The sequence below is a fragment of the Thermalbibacter longus genome (assembly GCF_023806485.1).
GTDB classification, from domain to species: Bacteria; Chloroflexota; Chloroflexia; order Thermomicrobiales; family Thermomicrobiaceae; genus Thermalbibacter; species Thermalbibacter longus.
Genome location: NZ_JAMSLR010000004.1, coordinates 16,338 through 38,842, shown reverse-complemented (window position 1 = coordinate 38,842; position 22,505 = coordinate 16,338). Strand labels below are relative to the sequence as shown.

The following is a 22,505-nucleotide window of genomic DNA, read 5'->3' as shown; positions in this document are numbered from 1 at the left end:
CGAGGGAAGCGGCCGGTACAATCCATTGCTATGGTGACCCGAACCGTGAGGAGCGCGCGTGCGCCGACCGAGCGACGCTGAAGCCAAGCCGGCTGCGGAAGGGCGATGGCTGACCATCGAGGAAGCCAGCCGACTGCTCGGGGTCGGCCAGTCTACGCTCCGCCGCTGGAGCGACGCCGGCAAGATCCCGGTCTACCGCACCGCTGGGGGCCATCGCCGCTTCCGCGAGGCCGATCTGCTCGGCCTGCTGCGAGGCGATACCCGGCCCCGCCGGCGCATGTCGCGCAAGGTTCTAACCGACCTCTCGTTCGCGACCTACCAATCCGAGACGCTGAGCCGCGTAGCCTCCCGCCCCTGGTATGCTGCCTACCGGCCGGAGCACCGGGCTGAACTGCGCGTGCTGGGCCGCCAACTGGTGGAGCTTGCCTTTCGCTTGATCAGCCGTCACGAGGACCGCGCCCAGATCCTCGCCTCCGGCCGGGCGATCGGCTCGCGCTACGGCGAGCTGAGCGCCGAGGCGAGCCTCTCGACGATCGACGCAGTGGAAGCGTTCCTCGCATTCCGCGAGCCTGTCCTGCTGGCGATCGAGCGCTTCGCTGAGGATGAGCAGATCCCAGCCCGGCGCGTGCTGCGCCTGCTGACCGAAGTGAACCACTTCCTCGATGAGGTGCTGCTCGCGACCGTGGCCGCGCACAATGCCGTCAGCTCCGGGGCCTCCGGTAGCAGAGGCGCCTCCGCGCGAAATGGAACGACGATCCCGAGCGCGAGCCCCGGCCCCTCTGGCCGGTTCGCTAAGGAGTAGAGCCGATGGAAGAGGAGCAGATCATCCTGCGCCGTGAACTGCTCGGAGAGAATGACTTGGTCACCTGCGCGCTGTGCCAGCGGGTGGTGTCCCGAAGCGGAGCGCGCCAGGTCCCCGGCGCTGAGGTCGGCTCCCCAGACGCTGAATACCTCTGGATCTGCAGCGCGTGCTACCGTCAACTGCGCGCCGAGGAACCGGTGGAGCCAGAGCTGACTGAATAGCGCTCAGCGCACCTTGCCCCGCGCCAGCACCGGCCACGTGCCGATGACTCGACCGCCCTGGACCACGAACAGTTCATCCTGCAAGTTCACTGCCGGGCATACGTGGTTGGGGATGATCTCCAGCCGGTCGCCGACGCGAAGGCCACGTGCCGACGACGGGAGCTCGACGACCCCGTGTTCCTCGCTGAGCCGGACGATCACCGCCTCCGGGTGCTCGACGATGTACCCGTGCCCGCTCCGGCCTGGCGGCGGTGGATCCATCGTCAGCGTCTTCGAGCCGGCATCGATGACCGCACGGTCCGCCGCCGGGCGGCTGATCACCGTAGTGAGGATGCGTAGCGCGCAGCGGTCGGGCCCAATGCGGCCGAACCGGAACGACGCGTTGTCGTAGAAGACGTAGGTGCCCGGCCGCATCTCGGTGATCCCCGGCACCGAAGTTGTGTAGAACGCGGCCGGCGTCGAGCCGACGCTGACGACCTCTACGGGGATGCCCTCCCGCCGCAGCAACTCGGCCGAGTCAACCATGTCCTGTCCCGCCCGGCGAGCGATCCCAGCGAGCTCCTCGGCGTCGCGCGCCCGGGCCACGTGCCCCTCGTGCGTCATCAGGCCGCGCAAGCGCAGCCCAGGCATCTGCACCACCTCGCGCGCGAGTCGTAGCACCGGCTCGCCCGGCTCCACCCCGGCACGGTTCAGGCCGGTGTTCACTTCGATCAGCACGTCGAGCATTTTCCCGGCCTGGCGTACGCCGCGCGACAGCCCCTCGGCGACCTCCACGCTATCGACTGCCACCGTGACCGTAGCCCGATCCATCAGGGCCAGAAGCCGGCGGATCTTCTGCTCTCCAACGATCTGGTAGGCGAGCAGCACGTCATCGAGCACGCCGGCGTCGGCCAGCGTCTCGGCCTCGCCGAGCTTGGCGCAGGTGAAGCCGACTGCCCCGTGTTGCCGCTGCAAGCGGGCAATCTCGGCCGTCTTGTGGGTCTTTATATGCGGTCGCACCGCCAGCCCGCGCTCCCGCGCATAGGCAGCAATCTCCGCGATGTTCCGCTCCAGCCGGTCGAGGTCGACGACCAGGCAGGGGGTGTCGAGCTCGTCGCGATAGCTCATCGATCCCTCCTCGATGCTCTCCCGCTCGGAAGCACGCCGCGAGCCGGCCCAGTTATCCCTCGAGACCAGGCTCCGGCAAGATGCAGACGCGGTTCCCCTCTAGGCGCAGGCGCCCGGCCGCATACAGGCGAATCGCCTCCGGATACAGCCGGCACTCCTCGGCGAAGACGCGCGCGGCTAGCGTCTCCGGCGTGTCGTCCTCCAGCACCGGCACGCAGGCCTGCAGGATGATCGGGCCGGCATCGTACTCCTCGTTGACGAAGTGTACGGTACAGCCGCTCACCTTCATCCCGGCCGCCAGCACCGCCCGGTGAACTCGCTCGCCGTACATCCCCTTGCCGCCGAAGAGCGGCAGCAGCGATGGGTGGATATTCACGATCCGTCCCTGGTAGTCAGGCCGGATCAGGATGCGCCGCAGAAACCCGGCCATGGTCACCAGATCGACCTTGTGCTCGTCGAGCGCGCGATAGACGGCGTCGCTGAACGTCTCGATGTCTCGCACCTTCCGAGCATCGACGACTACCAGCGGGATCCCGTGATCGCGCGCGATCTGGTTGCCCAGCGCGTCGGGCCGGCTGCTCACGACCACGCTTACCGCCGCGGGCAGTTCGCCGCCAGCGGTGAGGCGTAACAGGTTAGCGAGCGTCCGGCCGGTACCGGATATGAGCACTCCGAGCTTCAGTCGCCGCACCCGTGCCCCACAACCCCAGTCGAGCGCGTCTCCGCTCGAAGCGTAGTATCGTCCGGCGGGCTCCGGCTGTCACGTCCCGGCGTGTTTCCGGAGCCTGCGAGCTGCTCCCGCCGTACGGATACCCCGCTCCGGTAGAATGGTGGCAGGTCATGGGTCGGCCCTGCCAGCAGCGGAGGAGGCGTGGGTGGAGACCAAAGCGACGATCAGAACCGCTGCGACACCGGAGCATGCGGCGCCGGAAGCAGAACCGGCCGAGCGCCTGCCGATGTCCACCGATGCCGTGGTGGTGCTCGATTTCGGCTCGCAGTACTCGCAGCTCATTGCCCGCCGGGTGCGTGAGGCCAGCGTCTACTGCGAGCTCCTCCCCCACGACGCGACCTGGTCCGATGTGGCGCCACTGCGGCCCCGTGGGGTGATCCTCTCGGGCGGGCCGGCCAGCGTCTACGAGCCTGGAGCGCCCCAGTTGCCGGCCTGGGTACTCGAGAGCGACCTGCCGGTGCTCGGCATCTGTTACGGCATGCAGCTCCTGGCGCACGCCCTCGGCGGAGCGGTCGAGCCAGCAGCCGAGCGCGAGTACGGCCCGGCGACGATCGAGGTGTTCGAACCTCACCCGATCTTCGCCGGGCTGCCGGAGCGGCTCGATGTGTGGATGAGCCACGGCGACCGCATCGCTCGCCTCCCCGAGGGCTTCGCTCCGCTCGCCCGCAGCGGCAACTCCCCGTACGCAGCCATGGCCCGCGGCAACCTGATCGGTCTCCAGTTCCACCCTGAAGTCGCGCATACCCCGCTCGGCCGGGTGATCTTGCGGAACTTCCTCTACGACGTCTGCGGCTGCGCCGGTAACTGGACAGCAGAGTCCTTCATCGAGAGCAGCATCGCGGCGATCCGCGAGCGGGTCGGCAACGACCGCGTACTGCTGGCGCTCTCCGGCGGCGTAGACAGCTCGGTCGCCGCCGCGCTCATCCACCGGGCGATCGGCGACCAGCTCACCCCGGTCTTCGTCGACACCGGCCTGCTCCGCGAGGGCGAGCCGGAGACGATCAAGGAAGTCTTCGGCCGGCACTTCAAGATGCCGCTGGTTGCGATCGACGCCGGCGAGCGCTTCCTCGCGCGGCTACGGGGAGTGCTCGACCCGGAGGAGAAGCGCCGGATCATCGGCGATGAGTTCGTGCGTGTCTTCGAGGCTGCCGCTGTCGAGCACGGGCCCTTCCGCTTCCTGGCCCAGGGCACGCTCTACCCCGACGTTATCGAGAGCGCGACAGCCGTCTCCAAGGCCGCCGCCAAGATCAAGACGCACCATAACGTCGGCGGGCTGCCGGCCGACCTGCGCTTCGAGCTTCTGGAGCCGCTGCGCTTCCTGTTCAAGGACGAGGTGCGGACGATCGGCCGGCTGCTGGGGCTGCCGGAGGAGATCGTGCAGCGCCAGCCGTTTCCGGGGCCAGGCCTGGCCGTGCGCATCATCGGCGAAGTGACGCCAGAAGCGGTGACGACCGTGCGCCGCGCGGACGCGATCGTGCGGCAGGAGGTGGAGGCAGCCGGGCTTTCGGCCGAGCTGTGGCAGTTCTTCGCCGTGCTTCTGCCCGTCCGCACGACTGGCGTGATGGGCGACTACCGTACCTATGCTCAGGTGTGCGCCATCCGGGCAGTCACCAGCGAGGATGCCATGACAGCAGATTGGGCTCGGGTGCCGCACGAGTTACTGGCCCGCATCAGCAATCGGATCGTCAACGAGGTGCCTGGCATCAACCGGGTCGTCTACGACGTCACCAGCAAGCCGCCCGCAACGATCGAGTGGGAGTAGGGGCTGGCAGGGGGTAACTATGCGTGTCCTGGTCGTGGGCAGCGGCGGGCGCGAGCACGCGCTCGCCTGGGCACTGAGTCGATCCCCTGCGGTCGAGCGGCTGCTGGTGGCGCCCGGCAATGGTGGCACCGCGGCCATCGCCGAGAACCTGCCGATCCCCGCCACCGATATCGAGGCGCTGGCCGTAGCAGCGCGCGAGCACCGGGTAGATCTCGTCGTCGCTGGCCCCGAGGATCCACTCGCCCGCGGCCTGACCGACGTCCTCGCCCGGCAGGGCATACCTGTTTTCGGGCCTTCGGCGGCAGCAGCCCGCATCGAGAGCAGCAAAGCCTGGGCGAAGGAGATCATGACCGCCGCCGGCATCCCCACCGCGCGCGCCGAGCGCTACACCGAGCTCGGCGCGGCACTCCGCGCGCTCGGCGACCAGCAGTACCCGCTGGTGGTCAAGGCGTCCGGTCTGGCTGCTGGCAAGGGCGCAGTGATCTGCCAGGATCAGAGAGAAGCTGAGCGGACGCTCCGCTGGATGATGGAAGAGGGCGGCCTCGGCGAGGCCGGCCGCGAGGTACTCCTCGAGGAGTATCTGAGCGGGCGCGAGGTCTCGTTCCTGGCAATTACCGACGGGGAGACGACATACCCGTTGATCCCGGCCTGCGACTACAAGCGGATCGGCGACGGCGATACCGGCCCCAACACCGGCGGCATGGGCGCCTACGCGCCAGTTCCGTGGGTGGACGAGACGCTGCGGCAAGAGATTCTGCAGCGCGTCGTCTTGCCGGCGATCGGCGAACTCGGGCGGCGGGGCATACCGTACCGAGGCGTCCTCTACGCGGGCCTGATGCTCACGGCCGAAGGGCCGAAGGTACTCGAATTCAACTGCCGGTTCGGCGACCCGGAGACGCAGGCAGTGCTGCCGCTGCTCGACGGCGACCTGGCACCGCTGCTCTACGCCGCGGCCACTGGTCGACTCGCCGAGGTACCGGCCCCGACCTGGCAGCCGCTGGTCTGCATCACCGTCGTCGTGGCCTCCGCCGGCTATCCCGGCTCGTACCGGACTGGATTTCCGATCACTGGCCTAGATCGCGTACCGGACGATGTCCTGGTATTCCATGCGGGGACACAGCGGGAACCTGATGGGACGATCGTGACAGCGGGGGGTCGAGTCCTCGCCCTGACGGCGACCGGCCCGACCTTCGAGTCCGCGCGCCGGCGTGTCTACAGCGCAGTCGAGCTGATCCAGTTCGAGGGCATGACCTACCGGCACGACATCGCGGCCCGCGAGGTCGATCCTTGGCCGGCGTTACCTCAGGGCTAGGCCGCCGTCATCGTCGAGCTGCGCGGCGAGATCACGACCCAGCCTCGCCGCACCGCGCTCAGGATAGCCTGCACGCGATCCTCAGCCTGCAACTTGCGCAGCACCGAGGTCATGTGGTTTTTCACGGTCTGCTCGGTAATGAACAGGGCGTCGGCAATCTCCTTGTTCGACATCCCCAACGCCACGCAGTCGAGCACCTCGAGCTCGCGGACGGTGAGCTGTTCTTCGACACCGAGGCCGCTCCGGGCAGCACCCCACTCCTGGAGTTCGAGGAGCAAGCGCCGGGCCAGCTCCGGCCGGGAGAGCACGAGCTGCGACAGCATCTCCTCGCCTGCCATCACCCGATCGACTGCCTCGATGATCTGGTCTGGACCGGCATCCTTGAGCAGGAAGGCAGCGGCACCCACCCGTACCGCTTCGATCAGCCACCCCTCCTCGGCCTCGGTAGATACCATGATGATGCGCATGTGCGAGTGCTGTCGCTTGAGCATGCGCGCCACGTGTAGCCCGGTGATTCCGGGAAGCTGGACATCGATCAGCGCGAGCTCAGGCTCCTGGAGTTCAGCCTGGTAGACAGCCTCGTGACCACACCCTGCTTCAGCGACGATGGCGAAGCGGCCCTCGGATTCGAGCAAGCGACGCAAACCCTGCCGGAAAAACGGGTGGTCATCGACCAACATGACGCGCGTCGTCGTGCGGGTCGTGTTCGCAGAAAACCGCCGCATCGCTGCTCCCTTCCCCGCTGGCGCGGAGCAAGAGTACCAGAATCTTGCTTCAGATTGTCTGGTTCAGCGAATCATTCATCAATAGTGAAAAGGTTCGAGCGGTCAACACGCAGGTACTAGGATGGGGAGTACTGAGGTGGTGGTATAAAGATGTGCCGAAGAGGCACATTACACAAGGTGCAGCCCCAGATAGCCTAGGACTGCGACCAGCGTCTTGGCATCGGCGATGTCGCGCTTCAGAACCAGCTCGGGCACCCGTTCAGGAGCCACATGCTCGACCGCGATCCGCTCGTCGTCGGCAGGCTGTGGCTGCCGGGCCACCAGGCCGGTTGCCAGGTAGACGATCAGCTCCTCGTTCGCCCAGCCAGGACTGACGTAGAAGCGCGCCAGTTCGCGCAGCGTCCCAGCTTCGAAACCTGTCTCCTCCAGCAATTCGCGACGCGCGCACGCCTCAGGCGACTCAGCCGGCTGGCGTGTGCCGGCCGGGACTTCGAGCAGCGCGCGCCCAACAGCATGACGGTACTGGCGAACCAGAACGAGCTCGCCGCTCGGCAGCACCGGCAGCACCGCGACGGCCCCAGGGTGCTCGACGACCTCCCGGCGACTCACCTGGCCACCAGGCAGCCGTACCGTATCGACGCGGAGCCGTAGCAGCCTCCCCGCGAAGCGCGTCTCCGACGAGATGAGCTCTTCCGGTTCCATCGTCCTTGCCACTCCTGATACCGAACCTAGCCCGACGACGCCTGAGGCTGATTGGGCGCTTCACCGGGAAATTCGATGACCACGGCGAGAGAGCGCCGTCCCCAGTCAGCGAGGTCGTCTTCAGTCGTGCGATACTTGCGCACCAGCAACTCGCGAGCGCGCTGATCCTGCGGTGTGCCCTCCTCCAGGATGCGCGCCACGCCGCTGTGGGTCTCGCCCCCGAGCTCGACGGTGACCCGCGGGTTCGCCTGGATATTCCGCACCCAGTCCGACCGATCCCGCCCGCCGGAGAGCAGGTACAAACGGCCACCATCCACCGCGAACCAGATCTCGATGCGGTGCGGCCGCCCCGTCCGGCGTCCGAGCGTAGTGAGGTACAGCACCCGAGCGCCAGCCCACCGCGCGAGCCACTCCGGCTGATTGTCCGAGCTACCCATCGCCACCTTCCCGATCGATCGATCTCGCTGCGGCCAGCCTACCACTCGTGCCTCACGCGCGGGATACGGAGTCTGACACCCCGTTCCACACCAGCTCTCTTCCACCGCCCCCTCGCATTCCGGGAGAGGGAAAACCACGCACCCCTGCTCGCCTGGGCAGGTTCGTTTGGCAGCTCGACGCCAGCCACCAGGCCAACCGGAGGGTTATGGCAGGGCTACCCTCCCCACCGGACTCCAAGCGATCACCGGACGCACAAATGCGCTCCGAGCACGGCGCTCGAAGCGATTCCGAGGCCGCGCCTCCAGTCTCCCATTCTGGCTGCACCGGCAGTGCGGTGACGTTCACCGCCGAGGCTGGAGACGCCTGCAAACGACGGGATGATACGGGAGCGACGGTGCAGGTGAAAACCGTGGACAGCGGCGGTCAGGGCTAAGACGTTACGGATCGGCACGCCCAGCGCCGTTCTCGCGAGCCACGCGAAAGCCCGCTGGCTCAGTCACCAGCGGTTCACGCGTCACCTGGCTCGGCTATGGGATGGCAGAGTGGTGACCGCTCTCGGGGAATGATGCGGAGGCGCCGGGCGGATTCGAACCGCCGATCGGAGTTTTGCAGACTCCTGCCTTGCCGCTTGGCTACGGCGCCAGAATAGACGCTGGGCCTCGTCTCCGGTGCTCTAGTATAGCACTCTCGAAGAGAAGCCGGCCAACGAGCCCGGTGCCACGCAACCGGCCTAGACGCTCACAACACCACCAGTCCGCGGTCGGTCACCCGAGCCTCCGGGATAACCGAGAGCGCCATGAACGATAGAAGCGCGAACGGCGCTGGTACAGTGCTGCCGAGCGAGCGGGCCGCCTCTTCCACCCGCTCGTACGCCGCCGCCACCTTCTCCAGCGGCTCCGGCGAGAGGATGCCGGCCACCGGCAGCGGCAAGGTCGCCAGAACCTGGCCGTCCGCCACCGCCGCCAGCCCACCCTGCATCTCCGCCACCGTCCCGATCGCCAGCAGCAGATCTTCGTCCGATACGCCGACCGCCACGATGTTGTGCGCGTCGTGCGCGATCGACGACGCCAGCGCCCCGCGCTCGAGCCCGAAACCCTGCACCAGGCCGACGCCCACCCGGCCGGTCGCCCGGTGACGCTCGACCACGACCAGCTTGAGCAGATCCCGCTCAGGGTCGGCGACCGCCAGCCCGTTCACTACCTTCGGCTCGACCTCCAGCTTGCGCGTGACGATCTGGCCCGGGATCGCGCCGACCGCAGTCATCTTCGGCTCTGCTGGGAGCTGCAGGCATGCGAGCGCCAGCGGTGCGACGTGCACGGTGTGCAGGAGCTCGCCAGGGATCGTCACTTCCGTCTCGAAAGCCGGTTTCCCCTCACGGGCCACCACCGCGCCGCGGTAGAGCACCAGGCGCGGGCGGATATCGTCCAGCCGGTCGAAGACGACCAGGTTGGCCCAGTAGCCAGGCGCTACCATCCCGAACCCAGGCAGCCCCCAGTACTCGGCGGTGTTCAGCGTTGCCATTCGAATAGCCCGGATCGGGTCGAGCCCGGCGCCGATCGCCTTACGCAATACCGCGTCCATGTGCCCGTCGTGCAGAAGCGTGGCGCAGTCTCGGTCGTCGCTCGCGAAGCAGCAGCGGGGATAGGTTTGGTCGGTGACCAGCGGCAACAGCTCGAGCAGGTTGTGCTCGGTCGAGCCCTCCCGGATCATGATCATGAGTCCCCGGCGGAGCTTCTCTCGTGCCTCCTCCAGGCGGGTAGACTCGTGGTCGGACCCCATGCCCGAGCCGGCATAGGCGTTGAGCTGCCGGCCGGCCAGGCCCGGCGCGTGGCCGTCACGTCGCGGTGCCGGCGCAACCAGCTTGCGGTAGATCTCCGGGTCACCGGCCAGCACCCCTGGGAAGTTCATCATCTCACCGAGCGCGACCACCCGCGGCAGTCTCAGTGCCTCGCCGATCAGCTCGGGTGTCATCTCGGCTCCCGCGCTCTCCATCGGGCTCGCTGGGACACACGACGGCACCGTAAAGAACACTCCCAGCGGTAGATCGGCCGATGCCTCCATCAGCGCCTCGATACCGGCCAGGCCAGCCACGTTGGCGATCTCGTGCGGGTCGGTCACGACGGCCCCCGTGCCGTGCGGGACGACCGCCCGGGCGAACTGGTCGATCCACAGCAGCGAGCTCTCGACGTGGACATGACCGTCGATGAACGACGGCGCGAGGTAGGCCCCGGCCAGATCCAGCTCCTCTTTGCCCTCTGTGTAGTCGCCTACCCCAGCGATCCGGCCATGCACGACCGCCACGTTCGCCGTCTCGATCTCGCCGCTCGCCACGTTGACGACGCGCGCATTGCGGATCAACAGGTCAGCCGGCGCATCCCCCAGCGCGACGGCGAGCTGTTGTCGCCACTGTTCCAGGCTCAGCCCCTCGATCCCCAGTGTCGCCATGGTCGCCTCCGATGCACGCCCTCACTCCACCAGCCGCTTCTCCAGGCGGGCGATGTCGTCATTCAAGCGGGCCAGCATCTCCTCGATGACCTGCGCCAGCAGATGCTGCGCGCCGAACGGTACCTGGAGCCTGAGCCGCAACCCGACACCGTGGTCGACCTCGTCCCACCAGGCCTCTTCATCAGGGTCGAGCAGGCCACGTGCCACTGCGGGGAGCGTGATACGGGCTAGCCGCTCCCTGGCTGCCCGCCGTCGCTCGTCCTCGTCGTCCCAGAAGAGTCCAGGAGAGGTGTCCCAGACTTCCACCAGTAGACCGTCCGAGCCGATGCGGACATCGACCCGGCCCAGGTCGGTATCGCAGGCCACCAGCCACTCGTTATCCGAGCCAGGCGTGAGGTAGGCATGGTACCCCGCCCGGCGTAGCAGCTCGACGATCGGCCGCAGCGCTGCCCGTGCCTGGCGCTGCCTCGCGTGCTCGCGCTGATCACCGGGCAGACCGGCGATCACCTCGACGCTCTCCTTCCCGCCCGGCATCACCCAGGAGCTGCCTCGCCATGCTAGCCAAGGCCTCGACGCGCTGCATCTCCGGTTCGACCAGGTCAGCCCGCGCGATCAGGAGCACGCCCGGCTTGAGCTCCCAGTGCCGCCAGAGCGAGCCGTCGGCCGGGCTCCTTGCACTGTCTGTGTGCCGCTGCAAGCGCTGCCTGATCTCCTCCAGGCCCAGATGCTGGCTGCGCAGTGCCTGGATCTCGGCGAGTCGCTCCAGATGTTCAGGACCGTAGTGCGCCGCTCGGCCTCGGCCGCGCGGCGGTGACAGCAAGCCCTCGGCGATGTAGTAGCGGATGCGCCGCTCGGGCACGCCGCTGCGAGCCGCGAGCTCGTGGATGCTCATGCTCGTTTCCGGGTATCCCCGCTCGCTCATCGCCGTGCCCCGGCAGATCCTTCGCCCACTACCCGGCGCTATAGTATCCCTTGGCGTCTCACTGAGACCAGGGTAGACCATCTCCCCAGGAGGAGTATCGCCGATGAGGGAGATCAGCCAGGCGCGGGCGGCGAGGAGCGGGGAGACGCCGATCGTCGGCGTCGTCCACCTGCTCCCGTTGCCCGGCTCGCCACGCGCTAGCCTGAATTTGGAGCAGATCATCGAGCGGGCCGTCGACGATGCCCGGGCGTACGAGGCGGGCGGCGCGTCCGCGCTCATCGTTGAGAACTACGGCGATGCCCCGTTTCGCAAGGACCGCGTCGAGCCGTACACCATCGCCGCGCTGACCCGGGTCGTGACGGCGGTGCGGGCTGCGGTGCGCCTTCCCGTCGGCGTCAACGTGCTGCGCAACGATGCGGTCGCCGCTCTCAGCATCGCTGCGGCGACCGGTGCCTCGTTCATCCGGGTCAACGTGCACACCGGCGCGATGCTGACCGACCAGGGGATCATCGAGGGCCGGGCCGACGAGACGCTGAGACTCCGTCGATTTCTGGACGCACCGGTCGAGATCTGGGCAGACATCTTGGTGAAGCACGCGGCGCCGCTGGGTCCGGTCTCCCTAGAGGAGGCTGCCCGCGACGCGCTCGAGCGTGGGCTGGCCGACGCGCTGATCCTGACCGGAAGCGCTACCGGGCAGCCTGCTGATCCCGAAGAGCTGCGGCGCCTGCGCGCGCTGTTCCCCGAGGTGCCGATCTTCATCGGCAGCGGGATCACGCCGGAGCGGGTGGCTGCATTCCTCCCTGAGACCAGCGGCTTCATCGTCGGAACCTGGGCGAAAGAGGAGGGAATCATCGAGAACCGGGTCAGCCGGAGCCGGGTTGAAATGCTCGCCCGTGCTATCCGGACGGCCGCGCAGTCGTCGCCGGGCGGAAATCGAGCACGTCGAGTTTGAGGCGCGGCAGACCGTCCCAGGAGTCCCGCCTCAAGGTGAACGCCAGGTCTACCCGCCCCAGGCGCTCTAGAGCCCTCCGGTGCTCTGCGCCGTCGAACCAGACGGCGCTGACTGGCGAGCCGCCACGCGGCACGACGGTAAAGAGCAGATGGCGCCCGTTGCGGCTCGGACGGAGATCGCGCACGGCGACGTCGCGCAGGAAAAAGCGGGGCGTGGGATGCCCGTGGCCGAAGGGCTCCAGGGCCGTGAGCAGCTCGACCGTCTCCACGCGCAGCTCCGGCGGGAAGAGCTCGGCATCGAGGTCGAGTTCGGGGACGAGGTCGTCATCGCCGAGGGCGGCATTCGCGAAGTCCAGGAGCCGCGCCTCCAGCTCCACGATACGCTCGCTCTCGAGCGTCAGCCCGGCGGCGCCGCTGTGCCCGCCATGCTCCAGGAGCAGATCCTGGCAGGCAGCCAGCGCCTGGCTGACATCGAACCGCGCAATGCCGCGAGCCGAACCACGGCTGATCTCCGCCTGCCGGCTCAGCACGACGACCGGGCGAACGTACCGTGAGGCCAGCTTGCTGGCCGCGAGTCCGACCAGCCCAACGTTCCACGCCTCGTCGGCGAGCACCAGCACGCGCGGCAGCTCCGCCTGTCGCTGCAGCTTGCGCTCGGCCTCGACTAGCATGCGCTCGATCTCCTGCTGCCGCTGGTCGTTCAGCTCGGAGAGTCGTCGAGCCAGCCGGCGCGCCTCCAGGTCATCCTCGGTGAGGAGCAACTGCAGAGCCAGCATCGGGTCGGCCATGCGGCCGGCGGCGTTGATCCGCGGCCCGAGGATGAAGCCACAGTGCCAGCTCGTGATTTGGTCGAGCTGCAGGCCTGCCTCCTCCACCAGCGCGCGCAGGCCCAGCGGCGCCTCCTGCGCGAACCGGCGCAGCCCCTCGGCGACGAGCACCCGGTTCTCACCGACCAGCGGCACCACGTCGGCCACAGTGCCGAGCGCGACCAGTGGCAGGTACGAGACGGTCTGCGCATCGCCGAGCAGCAGGCGCAGCACCTGGTACGCGACGCCCACCGCAGCCAGGCTCGGGAAGGGATACGAGGCGTCCGGCCTCTGTGGCGACACGAACGCCACTCCCTCCGGTAGCCGATCGCCGTTGACGACGTGGTGATCGATCACTACCACCTCGAGGCCGGCCTGCCGGATGGCCGCGAGCGCCTCCCCGCTGGAAGTACCGCAGTCGACCGTCACCAGCAGCCGCGCGCCGGTGGCTAGGATGGCCGGCACATCGGCCTGATGCAGCCCGTACCCGTCGCGGATCCGATGCGGGATGACCGGTTGGACAGTCAAGCCCTGCGAGCGCAGTGCTCTGGTGAAGATCGTGGTCGCCGTGACGCCGTCGACATCGTAGTCGCCGAACACGACGACCGGCCAGCGGTGCTCGACCGCGCGACGGAGGAGCGCGAGCGCTGCGCCTGCGTCCGGGAGAAGCGCCGGATCCGAGAGCTGATCGAGTGATGGGCGGAGAAAGGCGCTCGCCTCGGCTGGCGTTCTGACACCACGCTGGTACAGGATCTGGCTCAGCAGCGCGTCGTCAGCTAGCCCGTACGCGGCGTCGGGCAGCGGATCCGGCTCCTTCCACCGGTAGATACCCACGGCCAACGCCTCCCGCTCGCGAACGACCATGCGTACGTTCGCACCGTTCCGAGGAGATCATAGCAGACCCGGGCGGGACGGCGCTAGCGTCCGTCTTGCACGGGAACGCTGACGAACACCGCGTGCGCTAGTTCCCGGCTGAGATAATGCTCCTGCTCCCCGACCCGAACCCGCATCGGCCCGGAGAACGGCAGCCGGTCGAGCACGGCCACCTCCACCCCGGGCAAGAGGCCGAGAGCTGCCAGATAGCGGAGCTGCTCCGGATTGCGATCGGACACGCGCTCGATCGTCACTGTGCTGCCGGCGTCGACCTGGTCGAGCCGGGTCGCCTCGTTCAGCGGCAGCTCCCCTTCTGGTGTCGGGATCGGGTGACCATGCGGGTCGGCGCTCGGGTAGCCGAGCAGCGCGTCGATCCGCGACTCCAGTTCCTCGGAGATGCTGTGCTCCAGCCGATCGGCCTCCTCGTGCACGGCGTCCCAGGAGTACCCGAGCGCCTCGGTGAGGTACAGCTCGAGGAGCCGGTGGTGGCGGATGACTTCGAGCGCAATACGCCGTCCCGCCGGTGTCAACGTCACTCCGCGGTAGGGCGTGTGATCGACCAGCTTCAGTGACGCCAGGCGCTTGAGCATATTCGTGACCGAGGGGCTCTGCACGTTGAGGTGCTCGGCGATCGCCTGGGTGCTTACCCGGCCCTGTTCCTCCTCCAGGAGGTAGATGACCTTGAGATAGTCTTCCATCGCATGGGTGATCGCCTCGTGCCGGTTCGGGCGCTCGGCGCGTCGCTCTGCAGGCATGATCTTGCTACACTCCCCATTCGGCAGTGCCTGGGCGCGAACTCCTATCCCGATGACCGGGCGTGCCGCTGCCGGGGCAAGTATACGACAGAACAGCCGTTCGGCACCGGCCAGCCAGACGAGAACACCCACAGAGTGAGAGGGCAAGCGTGTTGAGCGTAACCCGGATCGGGCGGAACGCCACTGTGGCCCTGGCGGGCGCGGCGACGCTCGGCGCTCTCCTCGCAGGCTATAGCTGGCGCATCGAACCGCGCCGGCTGAGGCGAACGATCCTGCGCGTCACCCTCCCTACCCTCACACCGCAGCTCGCAGGCGCGCGGCTGGCGTTCCTCACCGATTTCCATCTCGGCGGGCCCGGCCCCTCCGAGCGGCTGACGCGCGAGGCCATCCGGGCTGCGCGGGACTGGCGAGCCGAGCTGGTCTTGCTCGGCGGTGACTACTTCGACCAGGGCATCTTCCGACCGACGACCGTGTTCGACGATCTGCGCGAGCTACCAGCGGTCTACGGCGTGCTCGGCAACCACGACTATCGCCAGAGTGAGGCCGCCGCCGAGCGCATCGTGCGCTTCCTGGAGGAGCGAGGGGTGGTCATGCTGCGCAACCAAGCGGTCGATCTCGATCTGCGTGGCAGAACGATCCGCCTGATCGGTCTCGACGACCCGTACACCGGCAGGGCCACACTGCATCCCTGGCTCCGGCACTCGCCGAGCGCGACAGTTCCGACGCTCGCGCTCGCTCACGCTCCCCTCATCGTCGACCGGCTGCCGAGCGGGATCGCCAACCTGATGCTGTGCGGTCACACGCACGGCGGGCAGATCTGCCTGTCACCCTGGTCGAGGCTGACCCCGCTGGATGCCGCCTGGTATCTCGACCTCTCGCGCGGTCGGACTCCTTCACGCCAGCAGCGCGGCTTCCACTGGGAGCGCGGGACGCTGCTCTATGTCAGCTCTGGGATCGGCATGACCACGCTTCCGCTTCGTTTTCTGGCTCCGCCCGAAGTCGTGCTCATCGAGCTGGCAGCGGAGCCAGCCGATCCGACCCGGCCGTGTGACCACCCGATGCGCTATGTTCGCCGGCTGGCATACTAAATCGAAGGGTAGTCACCGCATCGCGGCGCGAGGGGGCACTATGGAACTGCCGATCCGCATCCTGGCGATCGATGTGGGCGCTGGTACCCAGGACGTCTTTCTCTACGAGAGCGGCCGTGAGCCGGAGAACTGCGTCAAGCTCGTGCTCCCCTCCCAACCACGCGTGGTGGCCGCTCGCATCCGCGAGGTCACCGAGCGCGGCCGGCCTCTCTACCTGGCCGGCAGCTTGATGGGCGGCGGTGCCAGCACGGAGGCCGTCCTGGACCATCTGCACGCGGGGCTCCCGGTCTATGCCGCGCCTGAACCCGCCCGAACGCTCCACAACGATCTCAGCCGGGTCCAGTCGTTGGGCATCCAGCTCCGGGACGATCCACCGCCTGGCGCCGAGGTGGTCTGGCTCGGAGACGTCGATCTCGCTGGACTTCGCCAGGCACTGCGGTGCTTCGAGGTAACGCTCCCCTCGCTTTTCGCCATCGCTGTGCAAGACCACGGGTACCTGCCCGATGCCGGTGGCCGGGAGTTCCGCTACGAGTTCCTCCAGGGCCTGCTCGCGCGCGGGGGCCACCTGCACGACATGGTCTACCGCGAGCCACCGGAGTTCATGATCCGGATGCGCGCCACGCGCCGGCTGGTGCCCGGCGCGGTGATCATGGATACCGGTGCGGCTGCCGTCCTCGGCAGCCTCTGCGACCCCATGGTGGCCCGCGCAGCGTATGAGACGGGCGCAGTCCTAGTGAATATCGGAAACATGCACACCTTCGGCGTGGCGGTCCGCGGCCAGCGCGTCTACGGACTCTTCGAGCACCATACCGGCGGGATCACCGCAGCGATCCTGTCCTACCTCGTCGAGCAACTACAGCAGGGCAGATTGACTCATGAGGAGGTCGCCGCCAGCGGTGGGCATGGCGCCGCCTTCGACCCGGCGTACAGCCGCGCCGGCCGCTTCGACTTCGTGGCCGTTACCGGCCCCAACCGCGGGCTGGCCCGCGGCCTGGGGTACTACGAGGCCGCGCCGTTCGGCGACATGATGCTGACAGGCGCCTTCGGCCTCGTGGAGGGCACGCTGCGCCTGCTGGAGCGCGAAGAGTTCGCCCCCAGGCTCCCATCGCTCATCGAGGGCGCCCACCTGGCAGGCTAACCCCACGCGCCTGGCGGAGAGACCCCGGCGGGATGCAGGGGCGGCGCGGTCGCCCAGCCCCGGCTGCCTAACCGGAGCGCGTGGCGAGCCGGTCCAACAGCGCGGCCAGCGCATCCCGCGCCGGCCCCGGCTCGGCTGCCTCCGCGAGGAGACTGTGAGCTTCCTGGTGCAGCCGCGCCACCTCGGCTCGGACGCGCTCGCGGACACCGTAGCGCTCGAGCAGCTCGAGCACCTGCTCGACGGCCTGGTCGCTCACCTCCGGGCCGCTCCAGAGTGAATCGAGGAGCTCGCGATCCGGAGGAGTCATGGACTCGAGCAGCAGGACGATCGGTAGACTCTTCTTTCGACGCCGGATGTCGTCGGCTGGTTCCTTGCCCGTCTCCTCGCGACGCCCCCAGATTCCGAGGTAGTCGTCCCGGATCTGGAACCCGAGCCCGAGCGCCTCGCCGAATAGCCGGAAACGCTCCAGGCGCTCCGGATCTGCCCCAGCCACGAGCGCGCCCGACCAGGCAGCGAACGCGGTCAACGCGGCCGTCTTGCCGCGGATCATCGTCAGGTACTCGTCGACGCTGACCGATGGCCTGTCCTCGAAGCCGAGGTCGAGTACCTGCCCCTCAACGATGCGTAGCGTCGTCTCGTTGAACGCTCTCAGCAGCAGCGCGACCGAGCTCGCCGGCAAGCGATCGGCTACCCCCAGCAGCGCGAGCTGGCTGAGGGCGAACATGGCGTCCCCGGCATTGATCGCCTGGGCTTCGCCCCAGAGTGCCCAGACGGTAGGCCGATGACGGCGTGTCCGGCTACGATCCTGGATATCGTCGTGGACGAGCGTGAAGTTGTGGAGCAGCTCGATCGCCGCGCCCACTGGGGCTGCCGCCGATGGGTCGCCACCGGCTGCCTCGCAGCAGCGCAGGCACAGCAGCGGGCGGATGCGCTTGCCGCCGTCGACTCGCGCCGGTCGGAACTGCTCGTCCATCCACCCGAGGTGGTAGGCCAGCACGCGGTAGAGCGGCAGCGCGGCCCGATCATCGAGCATGCCGCTGCTCTCCGCTCGATCGATGACCGCGCGCATATACCGCTCGACCTCGCGCAGCGCTGGCTGATCCTCCGTCATGCCCCCTCGTTTCCCCGATCGCTCAGCCACGGCCTCTAGTGCACCGCTCAATCCTACCCTCGTGCCGGTCTCTCGGTCAGCGCAATCCCACATTCCGCGAGCACAGGCCGCTGCGGTTCACCTCCACCGCGCCCTCCCGGCCTTCGACGCGCTTGAAACTGAGCGCAGGTTTCGGTCATACTCAGGGAGCGGGAAGTTCTGCACGACTCTCGGCGGCGGGGCAGTGAACGACGGGCCCCGCGTCGGCTGGTGTTAACAGTCTGTACAGGCGTGTGGAACGACCGTTACTGGCCAGAAAGGAGCCAACGGGATGTTCTTCTTCGATCCGATGTACATCGTCTTCATGGCCCCGGCGCTGCTCTTGATGCTCTTCGCCCAGTGGCGGGTGCACTCGACCTTCGGCAAGTACCGCAACGTCCCGAACCGCCAGGGGCTGACCGGCGCTCAGGTTGCCCGGATGATCCTCGATGCCAACGGGCTCTACGACGTGCCGGTCGAGCTCACGCCGGGCGAGTTGACTGATCACTACGATCCCCGGCAGCGAGTGCTGCGACTCTCGATGCCGGTGTACGGTGGTCGCTCGGTCGCGGCGCTAGGCATCGCGGCGCACGAGGCGGGGCATGCGATCCAGCACAAGGTCGGCTACGTGCCGCTCCAGCTCCGCTCGGCGCTCGTGCCAGCGGCGACGCTCGGCTCGAACATCGGCTGGATCATGATCCTCGCCGGCATCGTGATCGGAGCTACCGGGCTGGCCTGGCTCGGGATCGCCTTCTTCTCAGCCGGCACCTTGTTCGCTCTGGTGACCCTCCCGGTCGAGTTCAACGCGAGCAGCCGGGCTATGCAGATGCTCACCACCATGGGGCTGGTGGACCGCACGGAGTACGAGCAGAATCGACAAGTCTTGAACGCGGCGGCGTTGACCTACATCGCCGGTTTCCTGGCTGCCCTGCTGCAACTCCTCTACTGGGTGAGCCTGGTCACCGGCATGCAGCGCCGTGACTAGTCAACGATCGGCTTCTCATGCATGCGAGCGGGCCGGGGCGGCATACGCCCCGGCCCGCAGCATAGAGAGCAGACCGCGCCACAGTTGACGCGGTGAAGTGCCTGTGTCACCCGGTTCGCCCGTATCCGCGCGGCAGAAACCGTCCATAGCCAGGTTCCGCGCTCACGCGGTGCTCGCCGTCCCAGGAGTACACCACGCGCCCGCGGATCATCGTGCGCACCACCCGGCAGCCGACCGTGTGCCCCTCGAACGGCGTCCACTTGTTGCGGTGGAGGAGGTCGCTGGCTCGGATCGTCCACTGCTGCCGCGTGTCGTAGAAGGCCAGATCCGCATCGGCTCCGACGCGGATACACCCCTTGCGCGGGTAGAGGCTGAAGATGCGCGCCGGGTTCGCGGCCGACACGCGGACGAAGTCCTCGAGCGGCAGCTTGCGCCGGTTGACCATCTCGTCGAAGGTGACCGGGAACAGCGTCTGGATGCCTGAGAGGCCCAGCGGAGCCTGCCAGATGTCGTCCCAGCCGGCCTCCTTGCTCTCGATCGTGTACCCGCAGTGGTCGGAAGAGACGACGTCGATGGTGCGGTCGGCCAGGAAGCGCCAGAGCCCCTCGACCTCCGCGGCCGAGCGAAACGGCGGCGCGCAGCGCCCGAACGGCCCGAGCCGGACGAGATCCTCCTCGGACAGTGTCAGGTATTGGGGGCAAGTCTCGGCCGAGACGCGGACGCCTCTGGCCCGCGCCGCGTGCACCAGCTCCAGCGCCCCCACGGTGCTGCAGTGGACGATGTAGGCATGCCCACCGGTCTGCTCGGCGAAGAAGAGCGCGCGGTGGACAGCCTCGACCTCGACGATCGGCGGCCTGGACTCGGCATGCGCCAGGGGGTCTTTGCGACCCAGTGCCTGCATGCGCGCGATGCCGGCTTGGAGCAGGTCGTCGTTCTCAGCGTGCAGGCCATAGGGGATACCGGTGCCGGCCAGTCGCCGGAATACCTGGAGCAGCGTCTCGTCAGTCGCCGCCGGGAAACCGGGGCTCGACCCGGCCATGAACGACTTGATGCCGACGATCCCCTCGTCGAGCATCTCGTCGATATGGTCCAGCGGCTGGTTGATCGCCGCGCCCCAGAGCGCGAAGTCGACGATGCTGTGCGCCTCCCCCAGCCGTCGCTTCTCCCGGATGTGCGCCCCCCGGCTCGAGGGCGGAGAGGCTTGCGGCATCTCCACGACGCTCGTCACGCCGCCGGCGATCGCTCCCAGGCTGCCCGTCGTGAAGCCTTCGAGCAGCGGGTCGGCAGGCTCCTTGAAGTGGGTGTGCACGTCGATACCGCCAGGCGTGACGATCAGTCCAGTCGCGTCGATCCGACCGTCTGCCTCGACGTCTGATGCATCGAGCGTAATGGCCGCGATCCGCTCATCGTGGATGACGAGGTCAGCTCGAACCGGCCCATCCTCGAGCGCCAGTACCCCACCGGTCACCACGACGCGCCTCACGGCCCAGCTCCTCTCCACCAGGCAATCCCCTCTGCTGGCCTCATTGTACTGCCCCCTCGGCCGCCACAGGACACGCTCTGCCGGCGCCGTGGTACGCTCTCCGCTGGAAACCGACAATCTCAGGGGGGTGAACCATGACGATCAGCACGCAGGAGCGGCTGGCAATACTTCGCGATATCGCCGAGAGCTGGCTCGAACTCCGCAAGGCGCTCGTCGCCTTGAGCGAGCACGAGCTGGTCGAGCCGAACACTGTGGGGACGTGGTCGTTCAAGGACCTGATGGCTCATATCACGGCCTGGGAGCGACTCTTGATCGAGCGGATTCGCGCCCTGGAGGAGGGCAAGGACACCGCCGAGCTGGAAGAGGCAGAGCTGGATGTCGACGCCTTCAACGCCGAGGTGGTACGCCGCCAGGCGGAGAAGCCGATCGACGAGGTACGCGCCGAGTTCGATACCACGCACGCCGAGCTCATGGAGCTTCTCGAAACCACACCGATGCTGACGCGAGATCTGGTCGCCGGGGACACCTACGAGCATTATCGCGAGCACCTGAAGGACGTGCTGGAGTTCATGCGCACGCGCAGCCCGAGCCGGCGCAAGCACCTGCGATAGTTGCGTCCTGTCGAAGGAGACGAGCCTGAGCAGCCCGCGTTCGCGAGTGGCAGCGCGCACCGGCAGACGGGACGGGTAGAGGGTTCGGCCAGTTGCTGGCCTCAGCGCCGGGCGGCTCTGGCGCCGGCGGCAGATGGGGACGAGGGGGTTTATCGAATCGCAGGGGCGAGTATGTCTTTCGCCCCTGCGATTTCTCTATGCGCTGTGCCGGAGACGCCTGCGCCATGACGGCGAGGTTCAGGCTGTCTCCTGGTAGTTCTCCAGTGGCTCGTCGTTCTCGGCGAGCAGCAACGGTGGCCGGCGTCGATAGATCACGTCGCCGGTGATCACGCACTTGCGCACTCCGCGCATCGAAGGCAGCTCGTACATTACGTCCAGTAGCACTTCCTCGATCGTGGTGCGCAAGCCACGCGCGCCGGTGTTGCGCTGCTCAGCCAGCACCGCCGTGGCCTCCAGGGCATCGTCGGTAAAGACCAGCTCCACGTTGTCGAGCGCGAAGATCTTTTGATACTGCTTGACGACCGCGTTCTTCGGCTCGACCAGGATCCGGATCAAATCCTCGTGCGTCAGCGGGTCGAGCGCCGCGACGATCGGCAGCCGGCCGATAAACTCGGGGATGAGGCCGAACTTGAGCAGATCGTCGGGCGTCACGTCGTGGAGCACGTTCTCCTCGCGCTGTCGCTGCTGCTTGCTCTTGCCGAAGCCGATAGTCGAGTCCTTGCCGATACGCCGACGGATGATCTCGGCTAGCCCCTCGAAGGCACCGCCGCAGATGAAGAGGATATTGCGAGTATCGATCTGAATGTACTCCTGATGGGGATGCTTGCGGCCGCTGTGCGGCGGCACGTTGGCGATCGTCCCCTCGATGATCTTCAGCAGCGCCTGCTGGACGCCTTCGCCCGAGACGTCGCGGGTAATCGACGGGTTGTCGCTCTTGCGCGCAATCTTGTCGATCTCGTCGATGTAGATGATCCCGGTCTGCGCGCGGTGCACATCGCCGCCCGCCGCCTGGATGAGGCGAAGCAGAATGTTCTCGACATCTTCGCCGACGTAGCCGGCCTCGGTGAGCGCCGTCGCGTCGGCGATCGAGAAGGGGACATCGAGGAGCTTGGCGAGCGTCTGTGCCAGCAGCGTCTTGCCGCTGCCGGTCGGGCCGAGCAGCAGGATATTGCTCTTTTGCAGCTCGACCTCATCGTCGTCGCCCATCAGGACGCGCTTATAGTGGTTGTAGACCGCGACCGAGAGGATCTTCTTGGCGCGATCCTGTCCAATGACGTACTGGCTGAGCTGCTCGTAGAGCTTCTTCGGCGTCGGGATATGGGTGAGCGAGGGAGCGGGCCGACGCGGCGGCGACTCCTCTTCGATGATCTCCCGGCAGAGCTGTACGCACTCGTCACAGATGTACACGCCGTTCGGGCCGGCGATCAACCGGCGCACCTCCTCCTGGCTCTTGCCGCAGAAGGAGCAGCGGTAGAAGATCCGGCCTCCGCGCGTCGTCGACATCCTCGCGCTCCCGCCCC

At 67.7% G+C, this 22,505-nt stretch carries 22 protein-coding genes and 1 tRNA gene; 9 read left to right on the top strand and 14 right to left on the bottom strand.

Features of this window, described 5'->3' with window-relative positions; genetic code table 11:
* Positions 1-58 precede the first annotated feature (58 nt).
* Both NET02_RS06945 and NET02_RS06940 read left to right on the top strand, forming a co-directional pair.
* Positions 59-802 carry a helix-turn-helix domain-containing protein gene (locus NET02_RS06945; protein ID WP_284056662.1) on the top strand — a complete coding sequence of 248 codons (744 nt, stop codon included), beginning with the start codon at positions 59-61 and terminating at the stop codon, positions 800-802.
* Between the two features lie 5 nt (positions 803-807).
* On the top strand, positions 808-1,023 hold the full coding sequence (locus NET02_RS06940; RefSeq protein WP_284056661.1) for a hypothetical protein: 216 nt from the start codon (positions 808-810) through the stop codon (positions 1,021-1,023).
* Positions 1,024-1,026: 3 nt separating this feature from the next.
* Here the strand turns inward: NET02_RS06940 and NET02_RS06935 are convergent, their stop codons facing one another.
* Together NET02_RS06935 and purN are read right to left on the bottom strand one after the other, a co-directional pair.
* Positions 1,027-2,130 carry an alanine racemase gene (locus NET02_RS06935; RefSeq protein WP_284056660.1) on the bottom strand — a complete coding sequence of 368 codons (1,104 nt, stop codon included), beginning with the start codon at positions 2,128-2,130 and terminating at the stop codon, positions 1,027-1,029.
* 52 nt (positions 2,131-2,182) lie between these two features.
* Positions 2,183-2,821: a phosphoribosylglycinamide formyltransferase gene (purN, locus tag NET02_RS06930; protein WP_284056659.1), complete on the bottom strand. Its 639-nt coding sequence runs from the start codon at positions 2,819-2,821 to the stop codon at positions 2,183-2,185.
* Positions 2,822-3,086: 265 nt separating this feature from the next.
* Between purN and guaA the strand changes: the two genes are divergently transcribed.
* Together guaA and purD are read left to right on the top strand one after the other, a co-directional pair.
* On the top strand, positions 3,087-4,622 hold the full coding sequence (gene guaA, locus NET02_RS06925; RefSeq protein WP_347711019.1) for a glutamine-hydrolyzing GMP synthase: 1,536 nt from the start codon (positions 3,087-3,089) through the stop codon (positions 4,620-4,622).
* Positions 4,623-4,641: 19 nt separating this feature from the next.
* A complete protein-coding gene (gene purD, locus NET02_RS06920; protein ID WP_284056657.1) occupies positions 4,642-5,934 on the top strand; it encodes a phosphoribosylamine--glycine ligase in 1,293 nt (430 codons plus the stop codon).
* Here the strand turns inward: purD and NET02_RS06915 are convergent.
* The 7 genes from NET02_RS06915 to NET02_RS06885 form a co-directional block, all read right to left on the bottom strand.
* Complete coding sequence (locus NET02_RS06915) at positions 5,931-6,659, bottom strand: response regulator transcription factor (RefSeq protein ID WP_284056656.1); 729 nt, start codon at positions 6,657-6,659, stop codon at positions 5,931-5,933. The genes purD and NET02_RS06915 overlap by 4 nt on opposite strands.
* A gap of 168 nt (positions 6,660-6,827) precedes the next feature.
* Positions 6,828-7,361 (bottom strand): NUDIX domain-containing protein, encoded by a 534-nt coding sequence (locus NET02_RS06910; protein ID WP_284056655.1) that lies wholly within the window; start codon positions 7,359-7,361, stop codon positions 6,828-6,830.
* A gap of 26 nt (positions 7,362-7,387) precedes the next feature.
* Complete coding sequence (locus NET02_RS06905; protein ID WP_284056654.1) at positions 7,388-7,798, bottom strand: nitroreductase/quinone reductase family protein; 411 nt, start codon at positions 7,796-7,798, stop codon at positions 7,388-7,390.
* 572 nt (positions 7,799-8,370) lie between these two features.
* Positions 8,371-8,441: transfer RNA gene (locus tag NET02_RS06900), tRNA-Cys, on the bottom strand.
* Between the two features lie 96 nt (positions 8,442-8,537).
* Positions 8,538-10,244, bottom strand: a complete 1,707-nt coding sequence (ade, locus tag NET02_RS06895) for an adenine deaminase (protein ID WP_284056653.1) — start codon at positions 10,242-10,244, stop codon at positions 8,538-8,540.
* A 21-nt stretch (positions 10,245-10,265) separates the two neighbouring features.
* Positions 10,266-10,751: a hypothetical protein gene (locus tag NET02_RS06890; RefSeq protein ID WP_284056652.1), complete on the bottom strand. Its 486-nt coding sequence runs from the start codon at positions 10,749-10,751 to the stop codon at positions 10,266-10,268.
* Positions 10,729-11,166: a helix-turn-helix domain-containing protein gene (locus NET02_RS06885; RefSeq protein ID WP_284056651.1), complete on the bottom strand. Its 438-nt coding sequence runs from the start codon at positions 11,164-11,166 to the stop codon at positions 10,729-10,731. Before NET02_RS06885 ends, NET02_RS06890 begins: the two co-directional genes overlap by 23 nt.
* Before the next feature lie 103 nt (positions 11,167-11,269).
* Here NET02_RS06885 and NET02_RS06880 point away from each other — a divergent pair, with 103 nt between their 5' ends.
* A complete protein-coding gene (locus NET02_RS06880) occupies positions 11,270-12,118 on the top strand; it encodes a BtpA/SgcQ family protein (protein WP_284056650.1) in 849 nt (282 codons plus the stop codon).
* Here the strand turns inward: NET02_RS06880 and recJ are convergent.
* Entirely contained in the window at positions 12,063-13,787 is a 1,725-nt protein-coding gene (gene recJ / locus NET02_RS06875; protein WP_284056649.1) for a single-stranded-DNA-specific exonuclease RecJ, read from the bottom strand. The genes NET02_RS06880 and recJ overlap by 56 nt on opposite strands.
* 53 nt (positions 13,788-13,840) lie before the next feature.
* Positions 13,841-14,551 (bottom strand): metal-dependent transcriptional regulator, encoded by a 711-nt coding sequence (locus tag NET02_RS06870; RefSeq protein ID WP_284056648.1) that lies wholly within the window; start codon positions 14,549-14,551, stop codon positions 13,841-13,843.
* Between the two features lie 149 nt (positions 14,552-14,700).
* Here NET02_RS06870 and NET02_RS06865 point away from each other — a divergent pair, with 149 nt between their 5' ends.
* Positions 14,701-15,639 (top strand): metallophosphoesterase, encoded by a 939-nt coding sequence (locus NET02_RS06865; RefSeq protein WP_284056647.1) that lies wholly within the window; start codon positions 14,701-14,703, stop codon positions 15,637-15,639.
* A gap of 40 nt (positions 15,640-15,679) precedes the next feature.
* Positions 15,680-16,777 (top strand): DUF1786 domain-containing protein, encoded by a 1,098-nt coding sequence (locus NET02_RS06860; protein ID WP_284056646.1) that lies wholly within the window; start codon positions 15,680-15,682, stop codon positions 16,775-16,777.
* 67 nt (positions 16,778-16,844) lie between these two features.
* Here NET02_RS06860 and NET02_RS06855 read toward each other — a convergent pair whose 3' ends face one another.
* Entirely contained in the window at positions 16,845-17,888 is a 1,044-nt protein-coding gene (locus tag NET02_RS06855; RefSeq protein WP_284056645.1) for a polyprenyl synthetase family protein, read from the bottom strand.
* A 310-nt stretch (positions 17,889-18,198) separates the two neighbouring features.
* On the opposite strand from NET02_RS06855, the gene NET02_RS06850 reads away from it, so the two are divergent.
* Positions 18,199-18,891 (top strand): zinc metallopeptidase, encoded by a 693-nt coding sequence (locus NET02_RS06850; protein WP_284056644.1) that lies wholly within the window; start codon positions 18,199-18,201, stop codon positions 18,889-18,891.
* 106 nt (positions 18,892-18,997) lie between these two features.
* Here NET02_RS06850 and allB read toward each other — a convergent pair whose 3' ends face one another.
* On the bottom strand, positions 18,998-20,374 hold the full coding sequence (gene allB, locus NET02_RS06845; protein ID WP_284056643.1) for an allantoinase AllB: 1,377 nt from the start codon (positions 20,372-20,374) through the stop codon (positions 18,998-19,000).
* Between the two features lie 134 nt (positions 20,375-20,508).
* On the opposite strand from allB, the gene NET02_RS06840 reads away from it, so the two are divergent.
* The gene (locus NET02_RS06840; RefSeq protein WP_284056642.1) at positions 20,509-20,985 is read left to right on the top strand and encodes a DinB family protein; all 477 of its coding nucleotides are present in this window, start codon (positions 20,509-20,511) and stop codon (positions 20,983-20,985) included.
* A gap of 237 nt (positions 20,986-21,222) precedes the next feature.
* Here the strand turns inward: NET02_RS06840 and clpX are convergent, their stop codons facing one another.
* On the bottom strand, positions 21,223-22,488 hold the full coding sequence (gene clpX / locus NET02_RS06835; RefSeq protein WP_284056641.1) for an ATP-dependent Clp protease ATP-binding subunit ClpX: 1,266 nt from the start codon (positions 22,486-22,488) through the stop codon (positions 21,223-21,225).
* Positions 22,489-22,505 lie beyond the last annotated feature (17 nt).

Excerpts from the sequence above, each read along its gene's own strand:
- NET02_RS06940 (WP_284056661.1), top strand. The coding sequence starts at position 808 with ATGGAAGAGGAGCAGATCATCCTGCGCCGTGAACTGCTCGGAGAGAAT.
- NET02_RS06935 (WP_284056660.1), bottom strand. The coding sequence starts at position 2,130 with ATGAGCTATCGCGACGAGCTCGACACCCCCTGCCTGGTCGTCGACCTC.
- guaA (WP_347711019.1), top strand. The coding sequence starts at position 3,087 with ATGTCCACCGATGCCGTGGTGGTGCTCGATTTCGGCTCGCAGTACTCG.
- purD (WP_284056657.1), top strand. The coding sequence starts at position 4,642 with ATGCGTGTCCTGGTCGTGGGCAGCGGCGGGCGCGAGCACGCGCTCGCC.
- NET02_RS06915 (WP_284056656.1), bottom strand. The coding sequence starts at position 6,659 with ATGCGGCGGTTTTCTGCGAACACGACCCGCACGACGACGCGCGTCATG.
- NET02_RS06910 (WP_284056655.1), bottom strand. The coding sequence starts at position 7,361 with ATGGAACCGGAAGAGCTCATCTCGTCGGAGACGCGCTTCGCGGGGAGG.
- NET02_RS06905 (WP_284056654.1), bottom strand. The coding sequence starts at position 7,798 with ATGGGTAGCTCGGACAATCAGCCGGAGTGGCTCGCGCGGTGGGCTGGC.
- ade (WP_284056653.1), bottom strand. The coding sequence starts at position 10,244 with ATGGCGACACTGGGGATCGAGGGGCTGAGCCTGGAACAGTGGCGACAA.
- NET02_RS06885 (WP_284056651.1), bottom strand. The coding sequence starts at position 11,166 with ATGAGCGAGCGGGGATACCCGGAAACGAGCATGAGCATCCACGAGCTC.
- NET02_RS06880 (WP_284056650.1), top strand. The coding sequence starts at position 11,270 with ATGAGGGAGATCAGCCAGGCGCGGGCGGCGAGGAGCGGGGAGACGCCG.
- recJ (WP_284056649.1), bottom strand. The coding sequence starts at position 13,787 with ATGGTCGTTCGCGAGCGGGAGGCGTTGGCCGTGGGTATCTACCGGTGG.
- NET02_RS06870 (WP_284056648.1), bottom strand. The coding sequence starts at position 14,551 with ATGCCTGCAGAGCGACGCGCCGAGCGCCCGAACCGGCACGAGGCGATC.
- NET02_RS06860 (WP_284056646.1), top strand. The coding sequence starts at position 15,680 with ATGGAACTGCCGATCCGCATCCTGGCGATCGATGTGGGCGCTGGTACC.
- NET02_RS06855 (WP_284056645.1), bottom strand. The coding sequence starts at position 17,888 with ATGACGGAGGATCAGCCAGCGCTGCGCGAGGTCGAGCGGTATATGCGC.
- NET02_RS06850 (WP_284056644.1), top strand. The coding sequence starts at position 18,199 with ATGTTCTTCTTCGATCCGATGTACATCGTCTTCATGGCCCCGGCGCTG.
- NET02_RS06840 (WP_284056642.1), top strand. The coding sequence starts at position 20,509 with ATGACGATCAGCACGCAGGAGCGGCTGGCAATACTTCGCGATATCGCC.
- clpX (WP_284056641.1), bottom strand. The coding sequence starts at position 22,488 with ATGTCGACGACGCGCGGAGGCCGGATCTTCTACCGCTGCTCCTTCTGC.